Below are 19,775 nucleotides of genomic sequence, written 5' to 3' on the forward strand. Positions count from 1 at the left end.
GCATTCAAGCCGCAGCGTTATTGCGCTGCAGCATCGAAACGATTGTGCCTCAGGCCTTGGCCAGCACGTAGCGGCCGGGTGCCGGCTCGATGGCCGTGTATTCCCTGCCCCTGCCGTACTGCTTCGGTGCAGCCACCAGCTTGCCGCCGTGCTTCGAGAGCCAGGGGCTCCAGTCGGCCCACCAGCTGCCCGGATGCTCGTCGGCGCCCGCCTGCCACTCCTTGAGCGTCGGTGGCAACTGACCATCCTCGCGCAGCCAGTAGCTGCGCTTTTTCTTGGCCGGTGGATTGATCACGCCCGCGATGTGGCCCGACGCACCCATGACGAAACGCTTGTCGCCGCCCAGCACCTGGGTCGATGCGTAGGAGCCGCCCACGGGCACGATGTGGTCCTCGCGCGAACCATAGATGTAGGCCGGCAAGCACAGCTGGTGCATGTCGATGCGCTCGCCGCAGACGGTCAGTGCGCCGGGCTGGGCCAGCTTGTTTTCCAGGTAGAGGTTGCGCAGATACCAGGCGTAGTAAGGGCCGGGCAGGTTGGTGCAGTCGCTGTTCCAGTACAGCAGGTCGAACGGCGGCGGCGTCTCGCCCTTGAGGTAGTTGCCCACCACGTAGTTCCAGACCAGGTCGTTGGGCCGCAGGAAGCTGAAGGTCGATGCCAGATCCTGGCCCTTCATGAGGCCGCCCTCGCCCATCTGCATCTCGCGAAAGCGAACCACCGATTCATCGATGAAGACATCGAGGATGCCGGTGTCGCTGAAATCGATGAAGGTGGTCAGCAACGTCATGCTGGCCACGGGGAACGGAACGCCGGCAGGTGCGGCAACGCGCGACGCCGTGGTCCTGGCTGCCGCTCGGCCTGCCGTGGACCTCTTGGCCGGCGCGGCTGACGGCTTGGGGGCGGCAGCTTGCTCCCGGTCATGGCGCGCCTGGAGGACCGCCAGGGCAGTGGACAGCATGGTCCCCCCTACGCAGAAACCCAGCACGTTGATCTGGTCGGCACCCGCGATGTCGCGCGCCACCCGCATGCCCGTGAGCACGCCTTCCTCGATGTAGTCGTCCCAGGTCTTGCGCGCCAGGCTGTCGTCGGGGTTGCGCCAGCTCATCACGAAGGTGCGATGGCCCTGGCTGACGGCATAGCGGATCAGCGAGTTGTCGGGCTGCAGGTCCAGGATGTAGAACTTGTTGATGCAGGGCGGCACCATCAGGAAGGGCCGCTCATGCACCTTGTCCGTCAGGGGCTTGTACTCGATGAGTTGGAACAGGTCGTTCTCGAACACCACGGCACCTTCGGTGGTGGCGACGTTCCTGCCCACGGTGAACTGCTTCTCGTCGGTCATGGACACATGGCCCTGGCGCATGTCGGCCAGCAGGTTGGCCACGCCCTGGGCCAGGCTTTCACCCTGGGTCTCGATGGCTTTCTTCTGGGCTTCCGCATTCAGCGCCAGGAAGTTGCTGGGCGCCATCGCGGCCAGCCATTGCTCGACGGCGAAGCGCACGCGGTTGCGCGTCTTGTCATCGGCCTGCACGGCGTCGGCCAGGCCCGTGAGCATGCGGCTGTTGAGCAGGTAGGTGGCCGCCGTGACGGCCGTCAGCGGGTTGTCGGCCCAGGACTCCGCATTGAAGCGCTTGTCCTTGGACAGCAGCGCCTGGGCTCCTCCTTGCTCGTACAAGGCCTTGGCTCCCTCCAGATACTGCTGCTGCAATTGCAGCAATTTCTCGGGATCAAGCGTCAGCGGCGTCTCGGTCAGCGCGGCTGGCTCGGGGACTGCCGCCTTCCATGCCTGGGGCATGCCCTGCATGCCCGGCTGCCCCATCTGCTGCAGTGTCTGCAGCGTGCGGCTCCATTGCTCGGTCCAGAATTGCTGGATGGGTTGGCCCGTCAGGCCAGCGAGTGGGTCAAAATTCATGCTGCATCCTTGTTCGCGGATGCCGTATGCAATAGCCGCAGCCTTGCGGGGCATCCGTTTTGATTGTGACCCAGGCGAGCCCCGCCCTGCCCGGCACAGACCTCCACGAAAACCCGTGCCCTGCGCATTTTTTTGGTTCGACCATGTATCTCGTCGTTATCGCCTGGTTGTATGTCACGCTGGTGATGGCCCTGGCCGAGGCCGTCAGTCCCACGGGCAGCATACTCGGCGCCGTGATCACTTTCGCACTCTACGGACTGCTGCCGCTGTCCATCGTGATCTACATCATGGGCACGCCGGCGCGCAAGCGCAGGCTGCGTGCCGCGCGTGAGCTGGCCGAACGCTCATCCCCGCCAGATGCAGGCGGCGAAACGGCCGCTGGCACCGAGCGCGGCTCCGTCGCGCCGGTGCGAAAAGAACCGTGAGGCATTGCCCACCGTGCACCAGCCGTCGCTGCCGTCATTGCCGTAGACCGCCATGATGCCCAGCGCGGCAAGGCGCTGACGCGCCAGTTGCGCAAGGTCGGCAAGGAACTTGCCTGGCCTGTGCGCCGGCTGGAAATGCCGGGCCGCCTCGGCATCCCGGGACAGGAACGCCTCACGCACCTCCGGGCCCACCTCGAAATGGCGCGGCCCTATGCAGGGTCCGAGCCAGGCCAGGGTCTGCCCGGCAACCTGCTCGCCGCCCTGGCCAGCAGCATCGGCTTCGCCGGCAAAGCGTGCGAACAGCGTCTCGATCACGCCACCCGCCAGAGGTTGCCCATGCCCTGGCGGCATGCCCGCCAGGCCGCGCCAGCCCGCATGCGCCGCGCCAACCACCGCACCGCTGCGGTGGGCCAGCAGCACGGGCAGGCAATCGGCCACCATGATCGTGCAAACCACACCGGGATCGCGGGTCACGCAGGCATCGAAGGGCCGGCCCTGGGCGCTGTCGGGCGCCAGGACCGCCACATCCACGCCGTGCACCTGCTGCAAGAACACGGTACAGGCACCGGGGGTACGCGCCCGCACGGCCTCCTGCAAGCGCAGGCGGTTGGCACGCACGGCGGCGGGCTCGTCGCCCACATGGTCGCCCAGGTTCAGGCTGCCCCAGGGCGCCCGGCTGACACCGCCCTCGCGCGAGGTGCACAGCGCATGCACGCCCGGCGGCGCGGGCCAGTCGGGAACCAGCCAGGACTCGGGCAAGGCGTCAGGGCAGGCCGTGCTCATTCCGCGTCAGGGCAGGCCGAAGGATGGGCCTTCTGAAAGGCTTCCAGCGCCTCGCAACGCTCGACGATGGCCGACAGGCGCGGCAGGCCGTCCAGGCTGACGTTGAAGCGCCGGCCATTGAAGACCTGCGGCACCAGGCAGCAGTCGGCCAGCGAGGGGGTATCTCCCCAGCAGAACAGGGATGGCGGCAGGCCCGCTGCCTCGCGCTCGGAGGCCAGCAGGTCCAGCTGGCGTTCGAAGGCTTCGAGCCCCGAGCGCACCCAGTGCACGTACCAGTTGCTCTTGGCTTCGTCGGAGACACCGAGATTGCGCACCAGGTACTTGAGCACGCGCAGGTTGTTGAGAGGATGGATCTCGCAGGCCACCATCTGGGCCAGGGCGCGCACATGGGCACGGCCCAGCGCATCGCGCGGCAGCAGCGGTATTTCGGCATGGGTCTCATCGAGATATTCGATGATGGCCATGGACTGGGTCAGCCAATGGCCGTCTTCGGTTTCCAGCGCCGGCACCAGCGCGTCGCCCACGCGGCCGGCATAGGCCGGCTCCCTGTGGTCGCCCCGCAGCAGGTGCACCGGCACGGATTCATAGTCCAGCCCCTTGAGCTGCAGCGCGATGCGCACGCGATAGGAGGCCGACGAGCGAAAGTAGGTGTGGAGCTTCATGACCGCAAAGCATACCGTGCAGGCGCCAAGATGCGTGGCACACTTGCGGCGGCGCCCATGAGACAAGGCGCCATAGGAACACCGACATGAGCTACGTTTTCACCCCGCCCGCCGTGGCCAGCGTCCCCGTCCTGGGCCGCTCCGAGCGCTTTCCCGTGCACCGCATCTACTGCGTGGGCCGCAACTATGAGGAACACGCCAAGGAAATGGGTTTCACCGGCCGCGAGCCGCCCTTCTTCTTTCTCAAGCCGGCGGATGCCGTGGTGCCCGTCGAGGCCGGAGCCACCGGCACCATGCCCTACCCCACGCTGACCGCCAACCTGCACCATGAGATCGAACTCGTGGTGGCCATCGGCAAGGCGGGAAAGAACATCAAGGCCGCCGACGCGCCGGACTACATCTGGGGCTATGCCGTGGGCCTGGACATGACGCGCCGGGACCTGCAAAACGACATGAAGAAGCAAGGCCGTCCCTGGTGCATCGGCAAGGCCTTCGAGCACGCCGCGCCCATCGGCCCGATCACGCCGGTGGCCGAGGCCGGCGACATCGCCAAGGCGGCGATCTCCCTGCAGGTCAATGGCACGGATCGCCAGCGCAGCGACATCGGCAAGCTGATCTGGAACATCGCCGAGACCATCGAGCACCTGTCGGCCGCGTGGGAACTGCAGCCCGGCGACCTGATCATGACGGGCACTCCCGAAGGCGTGGCCGCCGTGGTGCGTGGCGACCTTCTGGAAGGCCGCATCGACGGACTGAGCCCCTTGAGCGTCAAGATCGCCTGAAATCCCTCAGCCTGGCGACAGGCCGGCAAGGCAGCAGGGAGCATGCTCCCAGGCCTGCCGGCCTTTGTTTTTTGAACCCGCAGTCCGCCGCACGGCGGCGCTTTCATCCCATGGTGCCGGCATGATTATTCGCAGCCCCATCAAGTTCTGCCGCGCCTGTGGCACGGCCGTGGTCTACCGCCTGCCCGACGATGGCGACACGCGCGAGCGCGCCGTCTGTCCGCACTGCCACACCATCCACTACGAGAATCCCCTGAACGTCGTGGGCACGATTCCCGTGACCGACGACGGCCGTGTGCTGCTGTGCAAGCGCAACATCGAGCCGCGCAGGGGCCTGTGGACCCTGCCGGCCGGCTTCATGGAACTGGCCGAGACCACGGCGCGCGGTGCCCGGCGCGAAACCGATGAGGAGGCTGGCGCCGACATCGAGATGGGGCCGCTGTTCTCCATCGTCGATGTGCCCAAGGTCAGCCAGGTCCATCTGTTCTACCGCGCGCGGCTGCGCAGCGAACAGTGCTATCCGGGACCCGAGACCATGGAGACCCGGCTGTTCGCCGAGGCCGAGATCCCCTGGGAGGAACTGGCCTTTCGCACCGTGCGCGTGACGCTGGAGCGCTACTTCGAGGACCGCGCTGCCGGCCTGCTCGACGCCCATCGCGTGCACTCCATCGACCTGAGTCTGTAGCCATGTGCCTGCGCTGCACCGCCACCGTGCGGCATGGCACCACGACAAGGCCTGCACGGCAGCCGAACCAGGGCTGCGCATCGCTGGAAGACAAGCTGCCGCTCCGTTTGTCATCCTTTTGACACATTTGGTCACAAGCTGGCCTCCTTCTTGCTCGTTGCACAGGGCTTTCCCCAGGATGGGAAGGCTGGTTTGACCAAACCTGAACCTGACTGCGGAGCGACCCATGGCCACATCCCTGCCCACCGACCTGATCCTTCCCCACCTGCGCGAGCTCAACCGCAACGCCGCCGATCTGCGCGAGATCCGGCTCATGTGGCGCCTCATCGAAGCATCGGCGCGCATGCAGGCTTCGGTGCAGGGCCAGGCCCTGGTATCCATGCTGACGGACACTCGCCAGGGGCTTGAGCAGCTGGAGCAAGGTCTGCTGCAATCGCAATTGACCCAGTCCGCGCAGGAAACCATGACGCAGCTGGGCATGCAGTCCAGCCATGCCATCGACCTGCTGGTACGCAGCCTCTACGAGCGCACGGCGGATGTGGGCTTCCTGGCAGCCGATGCCGTGCTCTGTGAGGCCATGGCCCGGCACGACGATGGACCTCCAGGCATGGAAGCGGGAAGCCTGCAGGCCTGGCAGGCGCCGCTGCAGGCGCACCTGCAGGCCTACCGTGCCAAATACACGGTCTATGACGACATCCTGCTGCTCGATACCCGAGGCCAGGTCTGCGCGCGCGCCCACGCCGAGCCAGGCCAGGAGCCACCGGCTTGCAGCGAGGTCTGGTTCCACCAGGCCCTGCAACAGGCGGACCACGTCAGCCATTTCGGCCCAAGCTGCGTGCTGCCCGGCGCCGACCGCCTGCTCTATGCGCAGCGCCTGTTGCATCCACGCACCATGGCGGTGCTCGGCGTCCTGTGCCTGAGCTTTGATTTCGCGGCGGAGATGCGCGCCATCTTCGCCTCGGGCGGGCCACGTGCGCAGGTCGGGCTGCTGCTGGACAACGGCGGACAGGTCATTGCCAGCAGCGACCCCTACTGGATCGCCCCGGGAAGCCATGTGCCCATGCACCACGGCGATGCCGCACTACCGTTGATCCATGCAGGCCGCACCTACCTGGTGCGCACGGCGCGCGCCTTGCCCTACCAGGGCTATGCGGGGCCCGAGGGGTGGCAGACCCAGGTCATGGCCCCGCTGGACCTGGCCTTCGCAGCGCAGCAGCGACCCCAGGTCCTGCAGGAACTCACGCCCGCAATGGCCGAAGGGCTGATGGCCAGGGCCGCAGGTTTCTGCCCGCCGCTGCACGCCATGGCGTGTGCCGCCGACGACATACGCCGTGTGGTCTGGAACGGCCAGGTACTGGCCGCCAGTCACACGCCGCCAGCCGGCGCGAAGGACAAGACAGGTCAGGATCCGCTGCAGGCCGTGCTGGAGCAGATGGGGGAGACCGGCGACCTGACCCACGCGGTGTTCACCCGCGCCATCCACGGCCTGCATGAGACTGCGCTGTCCACACGGCTGCAGGAGCATTCGACGCTGAACCGGCTGTTGATGGACCTGCTGGAGCGCAACCTCTACGAGCGCGCCAATGATTGCCGCTGGTGGGCGCTGACGCCGGGCCTGCAGGCAGTGCTGGAGGACAACGCCGGCTGCCTGGCCCTGTCGGTACAGGCGCATGCACAGGCACAGCAGCTGCTGGAGCAGCTCAACGCGCTGTACACCGTCTATGCGCGCATCGCTCTCTACGATGTCCGTGGTCAGGTGCTGGCCTGCAGCCACGCGCACGACGACAGCCTGCCCCTGGCGCCGGGCTCGCAGGTGGAGCCGGCCGCCTTGAAGGCGACTTTCGGCCTGTGCGATGCCCAGGCCTACCATGTGCAGCAGCTTGACCTGGACGGGCTGCCCACGCATGTCTATCACGCCGCCGTGCGCGCCTCGCATTCCTCCTCGGCCGATGCCTTGCCCGCTGCTGAGCCGAGGCCCGTCATCGGCGGCATCGCCCTGCTGTTCCATACACGGCGCGAGTTGGAGGCCATGCTGCAAGCCGCAGCGCCCCAGCAGCCAGAAGCGCCAGAGAACCAAGGCCACGGCCAGCCCCAGCTGGCCATGGAGGCCTTCTACGTGGCGCGGGATGGCTGCATCGTGGCGGCAAGCCATGGCGGGCGCGCCTTCGGCAGCCGCATCGAAGGCGTGCCCGGCCTTGCGTCGCTGGCCGACGGTGAGGTCCGCTGCAGCATCGAGGAAATCGAGGGCCAGTACTGCATCGTCGGCATGGCGGCTGGCCGTGGCTACCGGGAGTTCCGATTGGATCAAGGCGCGGACGGCGGCATGCTGGCGGGCCTTGTCAGCCTGAGCCTGCAACGCCTGGGGCCCGTACACTCCGACGCGCGCAACCGCGCGCTGCGCCTGGAGACGGCCCATCGCCTGGACGAAGCCCGGCATGCGGGCCGCACGCAGCAGCCGCCGCCGGACGGGCAACCGCCGGTCGAACTCGCCAGCTTCTATGTGGGCGCCAGCCTTCTTGCCCTGCGCGCATCGGAGATCTGCGAAGCCTTGCCCGCCAGCGCCATTGCACCTGTGGCCGCAGGACGGTTGCCATTTTGCGTGGGCGCCCTGGCGCGGCGCAGCCAGGGCAGCGTCAGCGGCTATGTCTGGGTCTTCGATCTGGCCGCGCTGCTGCAAGGCCGGTCCGGCGTGGTCACCGAGCAGTCGCAGGTCATCGTGGTCCGTCATGCAGGACTGCGCGTAGGCCTGCTGGTCAGTGCGTTGCAGGGCGTGCACCGTTTGCCGTCGAGTGCAATTGTGGATTCGCCCATGCTGGCGATGGCCCCAGGATCCCAGGCCCTGGTGCGGGAACTCGTTCATGCCGATTCGGGCCTGCCGCTGATCCAGTGCCTGGACCCTGCTGCACTGATGCACAGGCTGCAGCCTTCTCGCGATGCGGCAGCCAACTCGGACCGCAATGCGGTAGCCATGGACCGCGAGGCGGCGTAGCCCCTGCCGGCGACACCGTCACAGCCCCCAGTGGCGCAGCCCCGGCAGCGCCGCCTGGGCGGCCTCGTAGCCTTCGTCGATGGCTTCCCGCGCGCGGTGGAAATCCAGCAGGCCCAGATGGGACAGTCGCGGAGCGATCACGAGTTCGGGCGGGTCACCGGCCATGCGGCTGCGCGTGATGCGCATCTGCATGATGTTGACGCTGGTCATCACCACATCCAGCAGCGAGGGTGGCCGCGGCGGCGGCCCGGGCAGGGGGCCGGCCTCGTCGCGGTGATGGCCGGGCATCCATCCCATCACGCCGCGCTGGAGCCGGCGCATCCAGGCCGAGCCCGCCACGGCGCTGGCCTGCCCTGACAGGTCCTCGGGCGCCACGCCCTGCTCCAGGGAGGACGGCGCTTCCTGCAGCGGCGCCGCCGCCGCCATGGCGGCCACCGGCGCCAGCGGCTGCATGTGGCGGCGCATGATGTCGGCATTGAGGTCCACCGCGATCACGATGTCCGCGCCCATGGCACGTGCCAGCGAGGCCGGCACGGGGTTGACGATGCCGCCATCGACCAGCAGCCGCCCCTCCCGGTGCACCGGGGTGAACAGGCCAGGCAGTGCGATGGAGGCGCGCACGGCATCGGCAATGGAGCCTTTGCGCAACCAGACTTCGGCACCGGAGTGCAGGTCGGTGGCCACGGCACCGAAAGGTGTCTTCAGATCCTCGATGGCCGAGTCCACGAAATGCTCGCGCCAGAACGAGATCAGCTTCTCTCCCTTGAGCATGCCGCCCGAGATATTGAAGTCCATGAACCCGAAGACCTTGCGCATGCCCAGGCCCAGCACCCATTCCTCGAAACGCGGCATCTCGCCGGCCGCATAGGAGGCCCCGACCAGGGCGCCAATGGAAGAGCCACAGATGATGTCGGGCTTCAGGCCCGCATCCTCGAGCGCCCGCAGCACGCCGAAATGGGCCCAGCCGCGCGCCGAACCGCTGCCCAGCGCAAGGCCCACGACCGGCTTGCGCGGAGTGAGCGCCATCAGCCAGCCCCGCCCGCCAGCAGCGCCAGCATGCCCGCCTCGTCGAGCACGGCCACGCCCAGCTCCTCGGCCTTGGCCAGCTTGCTGCCGGCCTCGGCGCCCGCGACCACATAGCTGGTCTTCTTGCTGACCGAGCCCGAGACCTTGGCGCCCGCCGCTTCCAGCATTTCCTTGGCCTGGTCGCGCCCCATCGTGGGCAGTGTGCCCGTGAGCACCACGGTCATCCCGGCCAGCGGCTGCGCCGTCTGTTCGCGCGCAGCGCCTTCCTCCCACTGCACGCCGCAGGCGCGCAGTTGCTCGACGACCTCACGGTTGTGGGGCTGGGCGAAGAAGGTGTGGATGCTCTGGGCCACGATGGGACCCACGTCGCGCACCTGCAGCAATTGCTCGACGCTGGCATCCATGATGGCGTCCAGCTGGCCGAAATGCCGCGCCAGGTCCTTGGCCGTGGACTCGCCCACCTGGCGTATGCCCAGGCCGAACAGGAAGCGCGACAGCGTGGTCTTCTTGGATTTTTCAAGTGCGTCGAGCACGTTCTGCGCCGACTTCTCCGCCATGCGATCCAGTGATGCCAGGGCCACCAGGCCCAGGCGGTACAGGTCGGGCAGCGTACGCACCACATGCCCGTCGACCAGCTGGTCCACGAGCTTGCCGCCCAGGCCTTCGATATCCATGGCGCGGCGCGCCGCGAAATGCAGGATGGCCTCCTTGCGCTGGGCCGGGCAGAACAGCCCTCCCGTGCAACGGTGATTGGCCTCGCCCTTGGGGCGCTCCACGGTGCTGCCGCAGATGGGGCAGGCCGCCGGCATGCGGAAGTTGGGCACGTAGGCAGGCCTGTCGCCGGGCACGCGGCCCACGACCTCGGGGATCACGTCGCCCGCGCGGCGCACGATGACGGTGTCGCCCGTGCGCACCCGCTTCTTGCGGATCTCGAACAGGTTGTGCAGCGTGGCGTTGGTGACGATGACCCCCCCCACGGCCACGGGTGCCAGGCGCGCCACGGGCGTGAGCTTGCCCGTGCGGCCCACCTGCACGTCGATGCCCTCCATGCGCGTGGGCATCTCCTGGGCCGGGTACTTGTGGGCCACGGCCCAGCGCGGCTCGCGCGAGACAAAGCCCAGTTGGCGCTGCTGGGCCAGGCTGTTGACCTTGTAGACCACGCCGTCGATCTCATAGGGCAGCGTGGCGCGCTCGGCGCCCATGCGCTGGTGGAAGGCCACCAGCTCCGCCGCACCGCGTGCGATGCAGACCTGGGGCGCCACCGGAAAGCCCCAGCTGCGTAGCGTCTGCAGCATGGCGTAGTGGGTGACGAACTCGGGGCCGCCCTGGGCAGCCGGCGTGATCTCGCCCAGGCCGTAGGCGAAGAAGGACAGCGGGCGCTGCGCCGCAATGCCCGAGTCCAGCTGGCGCACCGAGCCTGCCGCCGCATTGCGCGGATTGGCAAAGCTCTTGCCGCCGGCGGCCTGCTGGCGCTCATTGAGCTTGACGAAGTCGGCGCGGCCCATGTAGACCTCGCCGCGCACCTCGACCACGGGCGGCACGCCCTTGCCTTCGGGCAGGGACAGCGGAATCTTGCGGATGGTGCGGATGTTGTGGGTCACGTCCTCGCCCACCTCGCCGTCGCCGCGCGTGGTGGCTTGCACGAGGCGGCCGTTCTCGTAGCGCAGGTTCATGGCCAGGCCGTCGAACTTGGGCTCGGCCACGTACTCCACGGGCGGTGCGCTCTCGGCCAGTTCCAGCTCCTTGCGGATGCGTGCGTCGAAGGCCTCGGCCCCCGTGGCCTCGTTGTCGGTCTCGGTACGGATGCTGAGCATGGGCACGGCATGGCGCACGGGCATCAGGCCATCCAGCACGGCACCGATCACGCGCTGCGTGGGAGAGTCCGGCGTGACCAGCTCGGGATAGGCACCTTCCAGCGCCTGCAGCTGCTGGAAGACCCGGTCGTACTCGCCATCGGGCACCGTGGGCGTGTCCAGCACGTAGTACTCATGCGCCCATTGGTTGAGCTGGGCGCGCAGCGCCTGCACCTTGGCCAGCACCTTGTCGGGCGCGGCCCCGGACTCCGGCGCCGCAGGGGCCGCGCCGGAGAAGAGATCCAGATTGTCATTCATGGGGTTGAGGCTTAGAGCGTTTCGTGCGCCAGGGGCCCTGCGCCGGTCAGCTGAACAGGCGCCGCGCCAGCATGGAGCCCGCCGACAGCTCGCGGCTGTCGAGCTTGTCATACAGTTGTTCCAGGTCATGCTGGATGGGGTCCAGCGCCATGGCCGGCAACAGGTAGCCGTTCTGGTCGCAGAGCACGCCATCCATGGTCTGGCACAGGCGCTCGGCCACCTGGCGCAGCTGCACGAAGGCCTGTTCGCCGCGCGGCACCTGGGGCACGTCCAGGCTCAGCAGGAACTCGCGCACCACCGAGGTGTCGAGATCGTCCGCCATGGCGGCCTGGGGATCGTAGTTGAGCACCAGCACCGGCGGCATGCCCGGCGTGGGCGACGGCAGGGCCATGCGCCCGGGCATGGAGCCGGGAAGAAAGCCCTGGCGGGAGGCATTTTGCTGCACGTAGCCCGCGCTCCAGGAGGCCTGGCGCGCGCGCAGCATGAAGGTGAGCTGGGCATCGTGCTCACTGGCGAACTGGTCCAGCTCACGCGCACGGGCCACCTCCTGCAGCATGTCGGGCACATCGGGAGTGGCGCCCAGCGCATCGGCAAAGCGCTGCACCTTGGCGACGAACTCCGAGAACTCGATCTCGTTGAGCGCACCCGTGCGGTTGGCCAGCTGCACGCCGGCCTGAAAGCCCAGGTAGCGCTGGCCCGGCTGCAAGGGCTCCCACTGCCTCGTGGACTGGTTCATGCCTTCAATCGCAAAAGGCTTGTTGCCCGCCCGGCGCGTGGCCGGCTGGGCCTGCAGGGCCAGCTCGCCGGGCACGGCCTGTCCGACCTGCACGGGCGCGATGGCATCGATCAGCGCATCCAGACCCGGCCGGCTTGCCGCTGCGCTGGTCAGGGCGACATCATCGAGGGAAGGTTCGACGGCCTGCGCGGCCGCCTGCACCTGCGCCGACACGGCGCCCGTATCGCCTTCGGCGGCCTGCAGCGCCTGCACCGCCTGGGCGGCCTTGGCCGCCGACATGGCCTGGGCTTCCGCCTGGCGCTGCTGCTCTTCGACCTGCACCAGATGGGCCAGTTCGGCATCGGTCTCGGCAAACCGGTCCGCGGCCGCCGCCCCTTGCCCGGGCGCGGCATTGCCGAAATCGCCGAGCACGGGCTCGCGCAGGCTGTGCGTCAGGTCCGGGCCGTGGCCCACGGTGTCCATGCCGGGCTCCTGGCGCGAGGGATCGCGCTGGGCTTCATCGGCGGGCTCGGCGCGCTTGGGTGCGTTGCGGCGCACGGACCAGCTGTTGTAGGCGGCAATCAGGGCCAGCACCACGAAGCCCAGGACGGCCAGGCTGATAAACAGGTTACTCATGGAAAGAAGTGTCGTTCCAGTGAATGGGTTCAAAAGGTTTCGGACATGCTCAGGATAGCTCAGCCATGGACAGCGCGGACTCCATGTCCACGGCCACGATGCGGGACACGCCCTGCTCCTGCATGGTCACGCCGATGAGCTGCTGAGCCATCTCCATGGCGATCTTGTTGTGGCTGATGAACAGGAACTGCGTGCCCTTGCTCATGCTGGCCACCAGCTTGGCATAGCGCTCGGTATTGGCATCGTCCAGCGGCGCATCCACTTCGTCCAGCAGACAGAACGGTGCGGGATTGAGCTGGAAGATGGCGAAGACCAGGGCAATCGCCGTCAGCGCCTTCTCGCCACCGGACAACAGGTGGATGGTCTGGTTCTTCTTGCCGGGCGGCTGCGCGATCACCTGCACGCCCGAGTCGAGGATCTCGTCGCCCGTGATGACCAGCTTGGCCTGGCCACCGCCGAACAGCTCGGGGAACATGCGCCCGAAATGCCGGTTCACGGTCTCGAAGGTGCCGGACAGCAGCTCGCGCGTCTCGGCATCGATCTTGCGGATGGCATCCTGCAGCGTGTCCATCGCCTGGGTCAGGTCTTCGGTCTGCGCATCGAGGAAGGTCTTGCGCTCGCGTGCCAGCTTCAGTTCATCCAGCGCCGCCAGGTTGACCGCGCCCAGGGCCGCGATCTCGCGGTGCAGGCGGTCGATCTCGCCTTGCAGGCCGTGCATGCGCACATTGGCCTCGGCAATGGACTGGGAGACGGCCGCCAGGTCGGCCCCCGCCTCCTCCAGCAGCGTGGAGTACTGCTCCAGGCCCAGGCGCGCGGCCTGTTCCTTGAGCTGGAATTCGGTGATGCGCTGGCGCAGCGGATCCAGCGCCCTTTCCAGCTGCTGGCGGCGCTCGTCGCTGGCGCGCAGCTTGTTCGTCAGGTCGTCGTACTCGCTGCGGCGGGCGGCCACGGCCTGCTCGCGCTGCATCTTCAGGTCCAGCGCATCCTGCAATCCGCCCTGCGCGGCTGCGTCGCTCAGCCGGGCCAGCTCATCCTGCGCGCGCTGCTGCTCGTCGGCGAGCGAGCGCGCCTGCTGCGTGGCCGTCTCTATGGTGCGGTTGAGTTCGCCCCGGCGGGCCTCCAGACTGCGCCGCGAGAAAGTGGCCTCCTGGGCCTGACGCTCCAGCGCGCGCAACTGTTCGCGCGATTCGTTCAGGCGCCGCTCGGACTCCAGCACCTTGTCGCCCAGCTGGGCGTGGCGCTCCTGGCTGTCGGCCAGTTGCATGTCCAGTTCCTCGAACCGGGCCTCGGCCGCGACGCGGCGCTCCTCGATGTCGGACAGTTGGGCCTCGACCTCGGCCAGATCGGCACTGATCTGGGCATTGCGGGCGCGCGCCTGCTCGGCCAGCTGGGACAGGCGCAAGGTCTCGACCTGCAGCTCATGGGCACGGCTTTGCGACTCGCTGGCCTCGCGGCGCGCGCCGACCAGCCGCTGCGAAGCCTCGGCATAGGCGCTCTCGGCACGCACCAGTGCCGTGCGCGACTCATCGGCAATCAATGCCTGGGCACGCACTTCCTTTTCGAGGTGCTCGATCTCCTGCGCCCGCGCCAGCAGGCCGGACTGCTCCGAATCCTGGGCATAGAAACTCACGCTGTGGCTGCTGACCGCGTGGCCCGTGGGCACGTAGACGGTCTCGCCAGGCCGCAGCTCGCCACGGCGTGCCAGCGCCTCCTCCAACGTGGGCGCGGTATAGCAATCCTGCAGCCAGTCGCCGAGCACGGCGCGCAGGCCGGCGTCGTTCACGCGCAAAAGCTCCGACAGGTGCTGCCAGCGGCCGGCAACCGGCGCAGGCGCGCCCTGCGGCGGGCTGAAGAAGGCCAGGCGCGCCGGCGGCGCGTCCTGGCCGCCCGCGCCCAGGAAGCCCCGCACCATGTCCAGGCGCCCTACTTCCAGCGCGCCCAGACGCTCGCGCAGGGCCGCTTCCAGCGCGTTTTCCCAGCCCGGCTCGATGGCGATGCGGCTCCACAGGCCCTGCATCCCGTCCAGCCCGTGCTTGGCCAGCCAGGGCTGGAGCTTGCCGTCCGTCTTGACCTTTTCCTGCAAGGCCCGGAGTGCCTCCAGGCGGGCGGACAGGTCGGCATGGCGCGCAGCCTCGGCATTGACGGCGTGCTGGCGCGTGCGCCGGTCTTCATCGAGCTGGGGTACGGCCTCTTGCAGTTCGTTGAGCACGGCATCGGCCATCTCGGCCAGCTCTCGCGCCTCGTCCAGCTGGGCCTGCAGGTTGTTCAGTCGCGCCTCGTCCGGCGTCTCCAGCGCATTGCGGTCGGCGCGCAGGCGCTCGTAGCGCGTCTCGAACTGGCGGCGCTGCTCATCCAGGCTGCGCTGCTCGGCCGCCAGCACCTGGATCTGCTGCTGCACCTGCACCACGCTGCCGCGCTGGTCGGCATCGGCTTTCTGGGCATTGCGCAACGCCTCCTCCAGGTCGGGCAGGCGCAGGGCCTGCTCCTCGACCTGCGCGGCCAGCATCTCGGCCTGCTCCTCGGCATCCATGCCCGCGCCTTCGAGATTCTCGATCTCGGCCTCGGCCTCCTCACGGCGGCTGCTCCACAGCAGCACCTGTTCGGACAGTTGCTGCAGCCGCTGCTGCACGCGCTGGCGGCCCTCGACCACATAGCGGATCTCGGCCTCCAGCTTGCCGACCTCGGCCGTGGATTCGTAGAGCCTGGCCTGTGCCTGGTTGACCTGGTCGCTGGCGTCATAGTGCGCCTGGCGCAGTGTCTCCAGCCCGCTTTCGTTGTTGCGGATGTCGGCCATGCGCTCTTCGAGCTCATTGACGGCCTTCAGCCCCTCGACGCGCACACGGTCCTGCTCGGCCTCGGCCTCGGCACGCTTGAGGAACCACAGCTGCTGCTGCTTGAGGGTGACCTGGGATTGCAGCGCGTTGTACTGCGCCGCGACCTCGGCCTGCTTTTCCAGGCGGTCGAGGTTGTTGTTGAGCTCGCGCAGGATGTCTTCCACGCGCGTGAGATTCTCGGTCGTGGCCGACAGGCGGTTTTCGGTCTCACGCCGGCGCTCCTTGTACTTGGACACGCCCGCAGCCTCCTCGAGGAACAGGCGCAGCTCCTCGGGACGCGACTCGATGATGCGGCTGATCGTGCCCTGGCCGATGATGGCGTAGGCGCGCGGGCCCAGGCCCGTGCCCAGGAACACATCCTGCACGTCGCGGCGGCGCACGGGCTGGTTGTTGATGAAGTAGCTGCTGTTGCCTTCACGCGTGAGCACGCGCTTGACCGCGATCTCGCCGAACTGCCCCCACTGCCCCCCGGCACGGTGGTCGCTGTTGTCGAACGTCAGCTCGACGCTGGAGCGGCTGGCCGGCTTGCGATGCGTGGTGCCGTTGAAGATCACGTCCTGCATGGATTCGCCACGCAACTCGCTGGCCTTGCTCTCGCCCAGCACCCAGCGCACCGCATCCATGATGTTGGACTTGCCGCAGCCGTTGGGGCCCACCACGCCCACCAGTTGGCCCGGCAGCATGAAGTTGGTGGGCTCGGCGAAGGACTTGAAGCCGGACAGCTTGATGGAGTTCAGGCGCACGATGCAGTCAGGAAGCGGTCCGTGGCAGGCGGACGGAAAAGAACGTTGGGACAGGGCAAGACAGCCTGGGATGATACCGCGCGCCACCCCTGCTCAAGAATGGAACGCCCCGCAGACAGGCCGTGCCGACTGTCAAGAATGCTCTGCCGCTGCGCCGCGAGCGCACGGGAGCGGCTCCGGAAGTCACAAGGGATTGCTGCCGGATGCAGCACGCAATGGGCGCGGAGATCCATCCGCCAACAGCACCCTCGGTGCCTCAGACGGAATAAGAGTGGCTAACACCACTTCGTCGCAGGCCCCCGCAGAGCGGTTATGCTCGCTGCCCTCATGGCACGACGACCCGTAAGCAAAGAACTGTGGCGACAGCTACAACCCCTGATCCCAGCCTTCGTGCCTTCCGCCAAAGGCGGTGCGCGCAAGCTCGCAGTCAGCGATGAAGCCGCACTCAACGGCATCCTGTTCGTGCTGCAAACAGGCATTCCATGGGAAGACCTCCCCCAATCTCTTGGGTACGGCAGCGGCATGACTTGCTGGCGGCGCCTGCGCGACTGGAACGCCGCTGGTTTCTGGGAGCGGCTGCACCAGGCCATGCTAACTCGCTTGCGTGAACATGACCAAATCGATTGGAGCCGAGGCAGCATTGATGGCTCCTCGGTACCAAGCCCCCGGGGGGCCAGGAAACGGGCCCAAACCCCACGGACAGAGGCAAGCTCGGCTCCAAGCGGCACATCGTCGTAGATGCCAGAGGCATCCCGCTGGTGATCTTGGTCAGCGGCGCGAACCGGCACGACTCCAAGATGTTCGAGAGGTGTGTGGACGCGATTCCTGCGATTGCAGGCCTGCCAGGGCGCCCCCGTAGAAGACCGGCAAAGCTGCACGCCGACAAAGGCTACGACTTCAAGCGATGCCGAGCCCACCTGAGGCAGCGGGGCATCATTGGCCGGATTGCCAGACGAGGCATTGAGAGCAGCGAGCGGCTGGGCAAACACCGGTGGGTGGTGGAGAGGACGCACAGCTGGTTTGCAGGCTTTGGCAAGCTGCGAATCCGCTTTGAACGACGGCTGGATATCCACGAAGCGCTGCTGAAATTGGCGGCAGCGATCATCTGCGCGCGCTTCGTGGATCGGTGGTGTTAGCCACTCTAAAACAATCTCATGGCTGCACAAACCCTCAAAAGCCAATCTCTACGCGGGAACTTTTCTGGATGCTCACTAAAATAGCTGTGCTTTTCACATCATTTTCTCAACCATTTTTGAATCAAGCCATTTTTGTTCAACCGCCTTCTTGATTGCACCATATAAAACCGGGCCCACCTCCATAGAAAATCCCTGGTAGGATGGGGGATAGAAATTCACATCCGAAGAGAACAAATCCGGATTTGGACGGATGCTAGCGACTGCGCGCAAGGCTGGCCAGGCTTTGGCTCGACCAGCAACCGGGAGCTCCCTCATTCGAGGCAGGTCCAGCCAGAAGCATCCTTCTTTTCCAGGCTCCAGACGAAGATGTCGTGGCGGTCGCTTGCATTGCTGTCAAAGGTCTTGGCAGTGCGAACCACCATGATGAGACCGGCCTTCTGGAACTCGCCCCATTTGAGCGTAGCAACTGATTTTTCCCGATCTTCTATCGATCAGGTTGCCAGGCGCGTCACAGCGGTAGCGCCTGCATTCAAAACTTCCAAATGCCTGTCTTGGACGAGCCCTGCTGTATTGGCCCCATTTTCACCGCGTGGCGATTCTTTCCCTCGACGGACAACGTGCTTGCGGCAGAAGTCGTCTTGAAGCGCGGCCCCGGCAGGTTCCTCAGATACATGATCGCAAGTGGCTCAAATTGGACCACGAGGGTCACGAATCACACTATTGAATTTGCATCAATTGCAGCACGACGGAACAGTTCGAAAAACAACTTGGCTCCTTCCTGCCCCAAGGGTTTTTCCAGATCTTGAGGTCCAATAACCCCATATGGGATCCTGACATCTGGTTTATAAAATGTCTCAAGCCACATCAACGCTTTTTTCGAGATATTCAATGGCATTTCTGTCTTCATCAGATCATTGGCTTTTTCATAGAACTCCGGCGCCAGAAATGATATGCAATTGTTCTCGGAAGAAGGAGGAACTACCTTATCCAAATAGCAATAGTTGCTGAAATGACACCTGGTCAATGATGCAGCAGAAAAATCAACCCCCTCCATTCTATTGACAACAGCATGCGGCTCTATTCTTCCATAGATGCCTTTATCGGCATCAACAACATCAATAAATGGGTTCCCGAAAAATACGCATTCGACAAGCTCTCCGGAAAACGATGTATTTTTGATCGGCGATGATTTGAAATCAATACCTTTCATTTTTCCATCAAAAGAACATCCATCGATACACTCAACATTGAAAGACAATTTATTTTTATTTTTCATTTCGCCAAATCTCGTATTTTTTATACTTGACTTCACGAAATGAACATTCTGGAATGAGCAACTATTGAAAACACATTCTTCCAGACAAGTGCCATGAAAATTTATTTCACCCACGAATTCGACAGAATTGAACTTGCAATTGCGAATTCTTGCACCTCCTATGTCAAACCCCTTCCATGCACCAAAGGAAAAATCGGCATCGCACAAATCAATCCTATGAATTTCGTTATCCCAACCGCCGCCTACATCAAAAGGCTTCGAGATCAAAGACACCCCTCGAAAATCCAGCAATCCATCTTCCGTTCTGCCAAATGGGGATACTTTGAATTTACGTGTACTCTGCAAGATTTCGTTCAACGAAGGAAATTCTTTCCAACGCTTGGCAAGTTCATTATTTTTCATCTCAAAAATTCCTTTGCGGCGTACTATACGAGATATAACGTCCTTGACCGATCTTTAGATATTTAGACACATGGCTTGGCCAGCCCTTTGCGGTAGTCAAATCGAACCACTTGCACTTCTTATTCCTGGAGTTCTTTCTTTCAAAGTCCGACCGCAATGGACCAGCCTCAGGTTGGATACCTGGGCAGAGAGCATTGGATCCATCTGGACCAGATGCTTCGCAGCTTGACTAGCACTGGGACCGCCAATCCCTCAGGCTGACCGCCTTACCCGGCTGTCCGGTTTCCTTTTACAGGGCTTCCTCAACCGGTTTGTCCTGCACCCGCGTCTGCAATTGCGGCAGGAGGGCCTGCATCTATCCCCAAGGGCTTGCGCCGCCTTTTGGGGCTGCCAGTCGTCTTCATCCTAGTTCGGCGCCAGTTTGTGATGGACGCTGACACATGCGTGGAGGGCTGGTCGGTCGGCTCCTCAGCCAGCAGGTCGACCTGGTCCAGCAGCGCAAAGTTGTCAGCCTCGTAAACGTAGAGCTGGTGATACGAACCCCTTTGCTCGGACGGCAGCCGGTTGCCGACCTACTCGAAGCGCGTTCTCCTTCCCCTGTCGTCGGTCGAAGGCGTCATAGCGGTCGCTGGTGGCCGTGGTAAGGGTGATACGCACTCTC

Annotated in this window: 13 protein-coding genes; 5 read left to right on the top strand and 8 right to left on the bottom strand. The window is 65.5% G+C overall.

The window, feature by feature from the left end:
- Positions 1–49: 49 nt before the first annotated feature.
- Positions 50–1,909 (bottom strand): PHA/PHB synthase family protein, encoded by a 1,860-nt coding sequence (locus tag L1Z78_RS14980; protein ID WP_234637199.1) that lies wholly within the window; start codon positions 1,907–1,909, stop codon positions 50–52.
- A gap of 143 nt (positions 1,910–2,052) precedes the next feature.
- Between L1Z78_RS14980 and L1Z78_RS14985 the strand changes: the two genes are divergently transcribed.
- Positions 2,053–2,334, top strand: coding sequence for a hypothetical protein (locus L1Z78_RS14985; protein WP_234637200.1), 282 nt, complete (start codon positions 2,053–2,055; stop codon positions 2,332–2,334).
- Here L1Z78_RS14985 and L1Z78_RS14990 read toward each other — a convergent pair.
- Entirely contained in the window at positions 2,254–3,117 is an 864-nt protein-coding gene (locus L1Z78_RS14990) for a polyphenol oxidase family protein (protein ID WP_234637201.1), read from the bottom strand. The genes L1Z78_RS14985 and L1Z78_RS14990 overlap by 81 nt on opposite strands.
- Positions 3,114–3,779: a maleylacetoacetate isomerase gene (gene maiA, locus L1Z78_RS14995; protein ID WP_234637202.1), complete on the bottom strand. Its 666-nt coding sequence runs from the start codon at positions 3,777–3,779 to the stop codon at positions 3,114–3,116. Before maiA ends, L1Z78_RS14990 begins: the two co-directional genes overlap by 4 nt.
- 86 nt (positions 3,780–3,865) lie before the next feature.
- Here maiA and L1Z78_RS15000 point away from each other — a divergent pair, with 86 nt between their 5' ends.
- The 3 genes from L1Z78_RS15000 (at position 3,866) to L1Z78_RS15010 (ending at position 8,235) form a co-directional block, all read left to right on the top strand.
- On the top strand, positions 3,866–4,561 hold the full coding sequence (locus L1Z78_RS15000; protein ID WP_234637203.1) for a fumarylacetoacetate hydrolase family protein: 696 nt from the start codon (positions 3,866–3,868) through the stop codon (positions 4,559–4,561).
- Positions 4,562–4,682: 121 nt separating this feature from the next.
- Entirely contained in the window at positions 4,683–5,246 is a 564-nt protein-coding gene (locus L1Z78_RS15005; protein ID WP_234637204.1) for an NUDIX hydrolase, read from the top strand.
- 226 nt (positions 5,247–5,472) lie between these two features.
- Positions 5,473–8,235, top strand: coding sequence for a chemotaxis protein CheW (locus L1Z78_RS15010; protein ID WP_234637205.1), 2,763 nt, complete (start codon positions 5,473–5,475; stop codon positions 8,233–8,235).
- A gap of 18 nt (positions 8,236–8,253) precedes the next feature.
- On the opposite strand, the gene L1Z78_RS15015 is transcribed toward L1Z78_RS15010, so the two are convergent.
- The 4 genes from L1Z78_RS15015 to smc are packed head-to-tail and all read right to left on the bottom strand — an operon-like array spanning position 8,254 to position 16,300.
- Positions 8,254–9,261, bottom strand: coding sequence for a patatin-like phospholipase family protein (locus tag L1Z78_RS15015; RefSeq protein ID WP_234637206.1), 1,008 nt, complete (start codon positions 9,259–9,261; stop codon positions 8,254–8,256).
- On the bottom strand, positions 9,261–11,372 hold the full coding sequence (gene ligA / locus L1Z78_RS15020) for an NAD-dependent DNA ligase LigA (protein WP_234637207.1): 2,112 nt from the start codon (positions 11,370–11,372) through the stop codon (positions 9,261–9,263). The genes L1Z78_RS15015 and ligA overlap by 1 nt, the downstream gene beginning before the upstream one ends.
- Positions 11,373–11,418: 46 nt before the next feature.
- The gene (locus L1Z78_RS15025; protein ID WP_234637208.1) at positions 11,419–12,723 is read right to left on the bottom strand and encodes a cell division protein ZipA C-terminal FtsZ-binding domain-containing protein; all 1,305 of its coding nucleotides are present in this window, start codon (positions 12,721–12,723) and stop codon (positions 11,419–11,421) included.
- 49 nt (positions 12,724–12,772) lie between these two features.
- Complete coding sequence (gene smc, locus L1Z78_RS15030) at positions 12,773–16,300, bottom strand: chromosome segregation protein SMC (RefSeq protein WP_234637209.1); 3,528 nt, start codon at positions 16,298–16,300, stop codon at positions 12,773–12,775.
- Positions 16,301–16,627: 327 nt separating this feature from the next.
- Between smc and L1Z78_RS15035 the strand changes: the two genes are divergently transcribed.
- Positions 16,628–17,436 (top strand): IS5 family transposase gene (locus tag L1Z78_RS15035; protein WP_234642181.1). Its coding sequence is split into 2 segments (ribosomal slippage): positions 16,628–16,958 and positions 16,958–17,436, totalling 810 coding nucleotides; the frame shifts between segments, so codons are not numbered across the junction.
- 712 nt (positions 17,437–18,148) lie between these two features.
- On the opposite strand, the gene L1Z78_RS15040 is transcribed toward L1Z78_RS15035, so the two are convergent.
- A complete protein-coding gene (locus L1Z78_RS15040; RefSeq protein WP_234637210.1) occupies positions 18,149–19,114 on the bottom strand; it encodes a pentapeptide repeat-containing protein in 966 nt (321 codons plus the stop codon).
- Between the last annotated feature and the right edge of the window lie 661 nt (positions 19,115–19,775).

Origin of the sequence: Delftia tsuruhatensis (assembly GCF_903815225.1) — a bacterium.
GTDB classification, from domain to species: Bacteria; Pseudomonadota; Gammaproteobacteria; order Burkholderiales; family Burkholderiaceae_C; genus Comamonas; species Comamonas tsuruhatensis_A.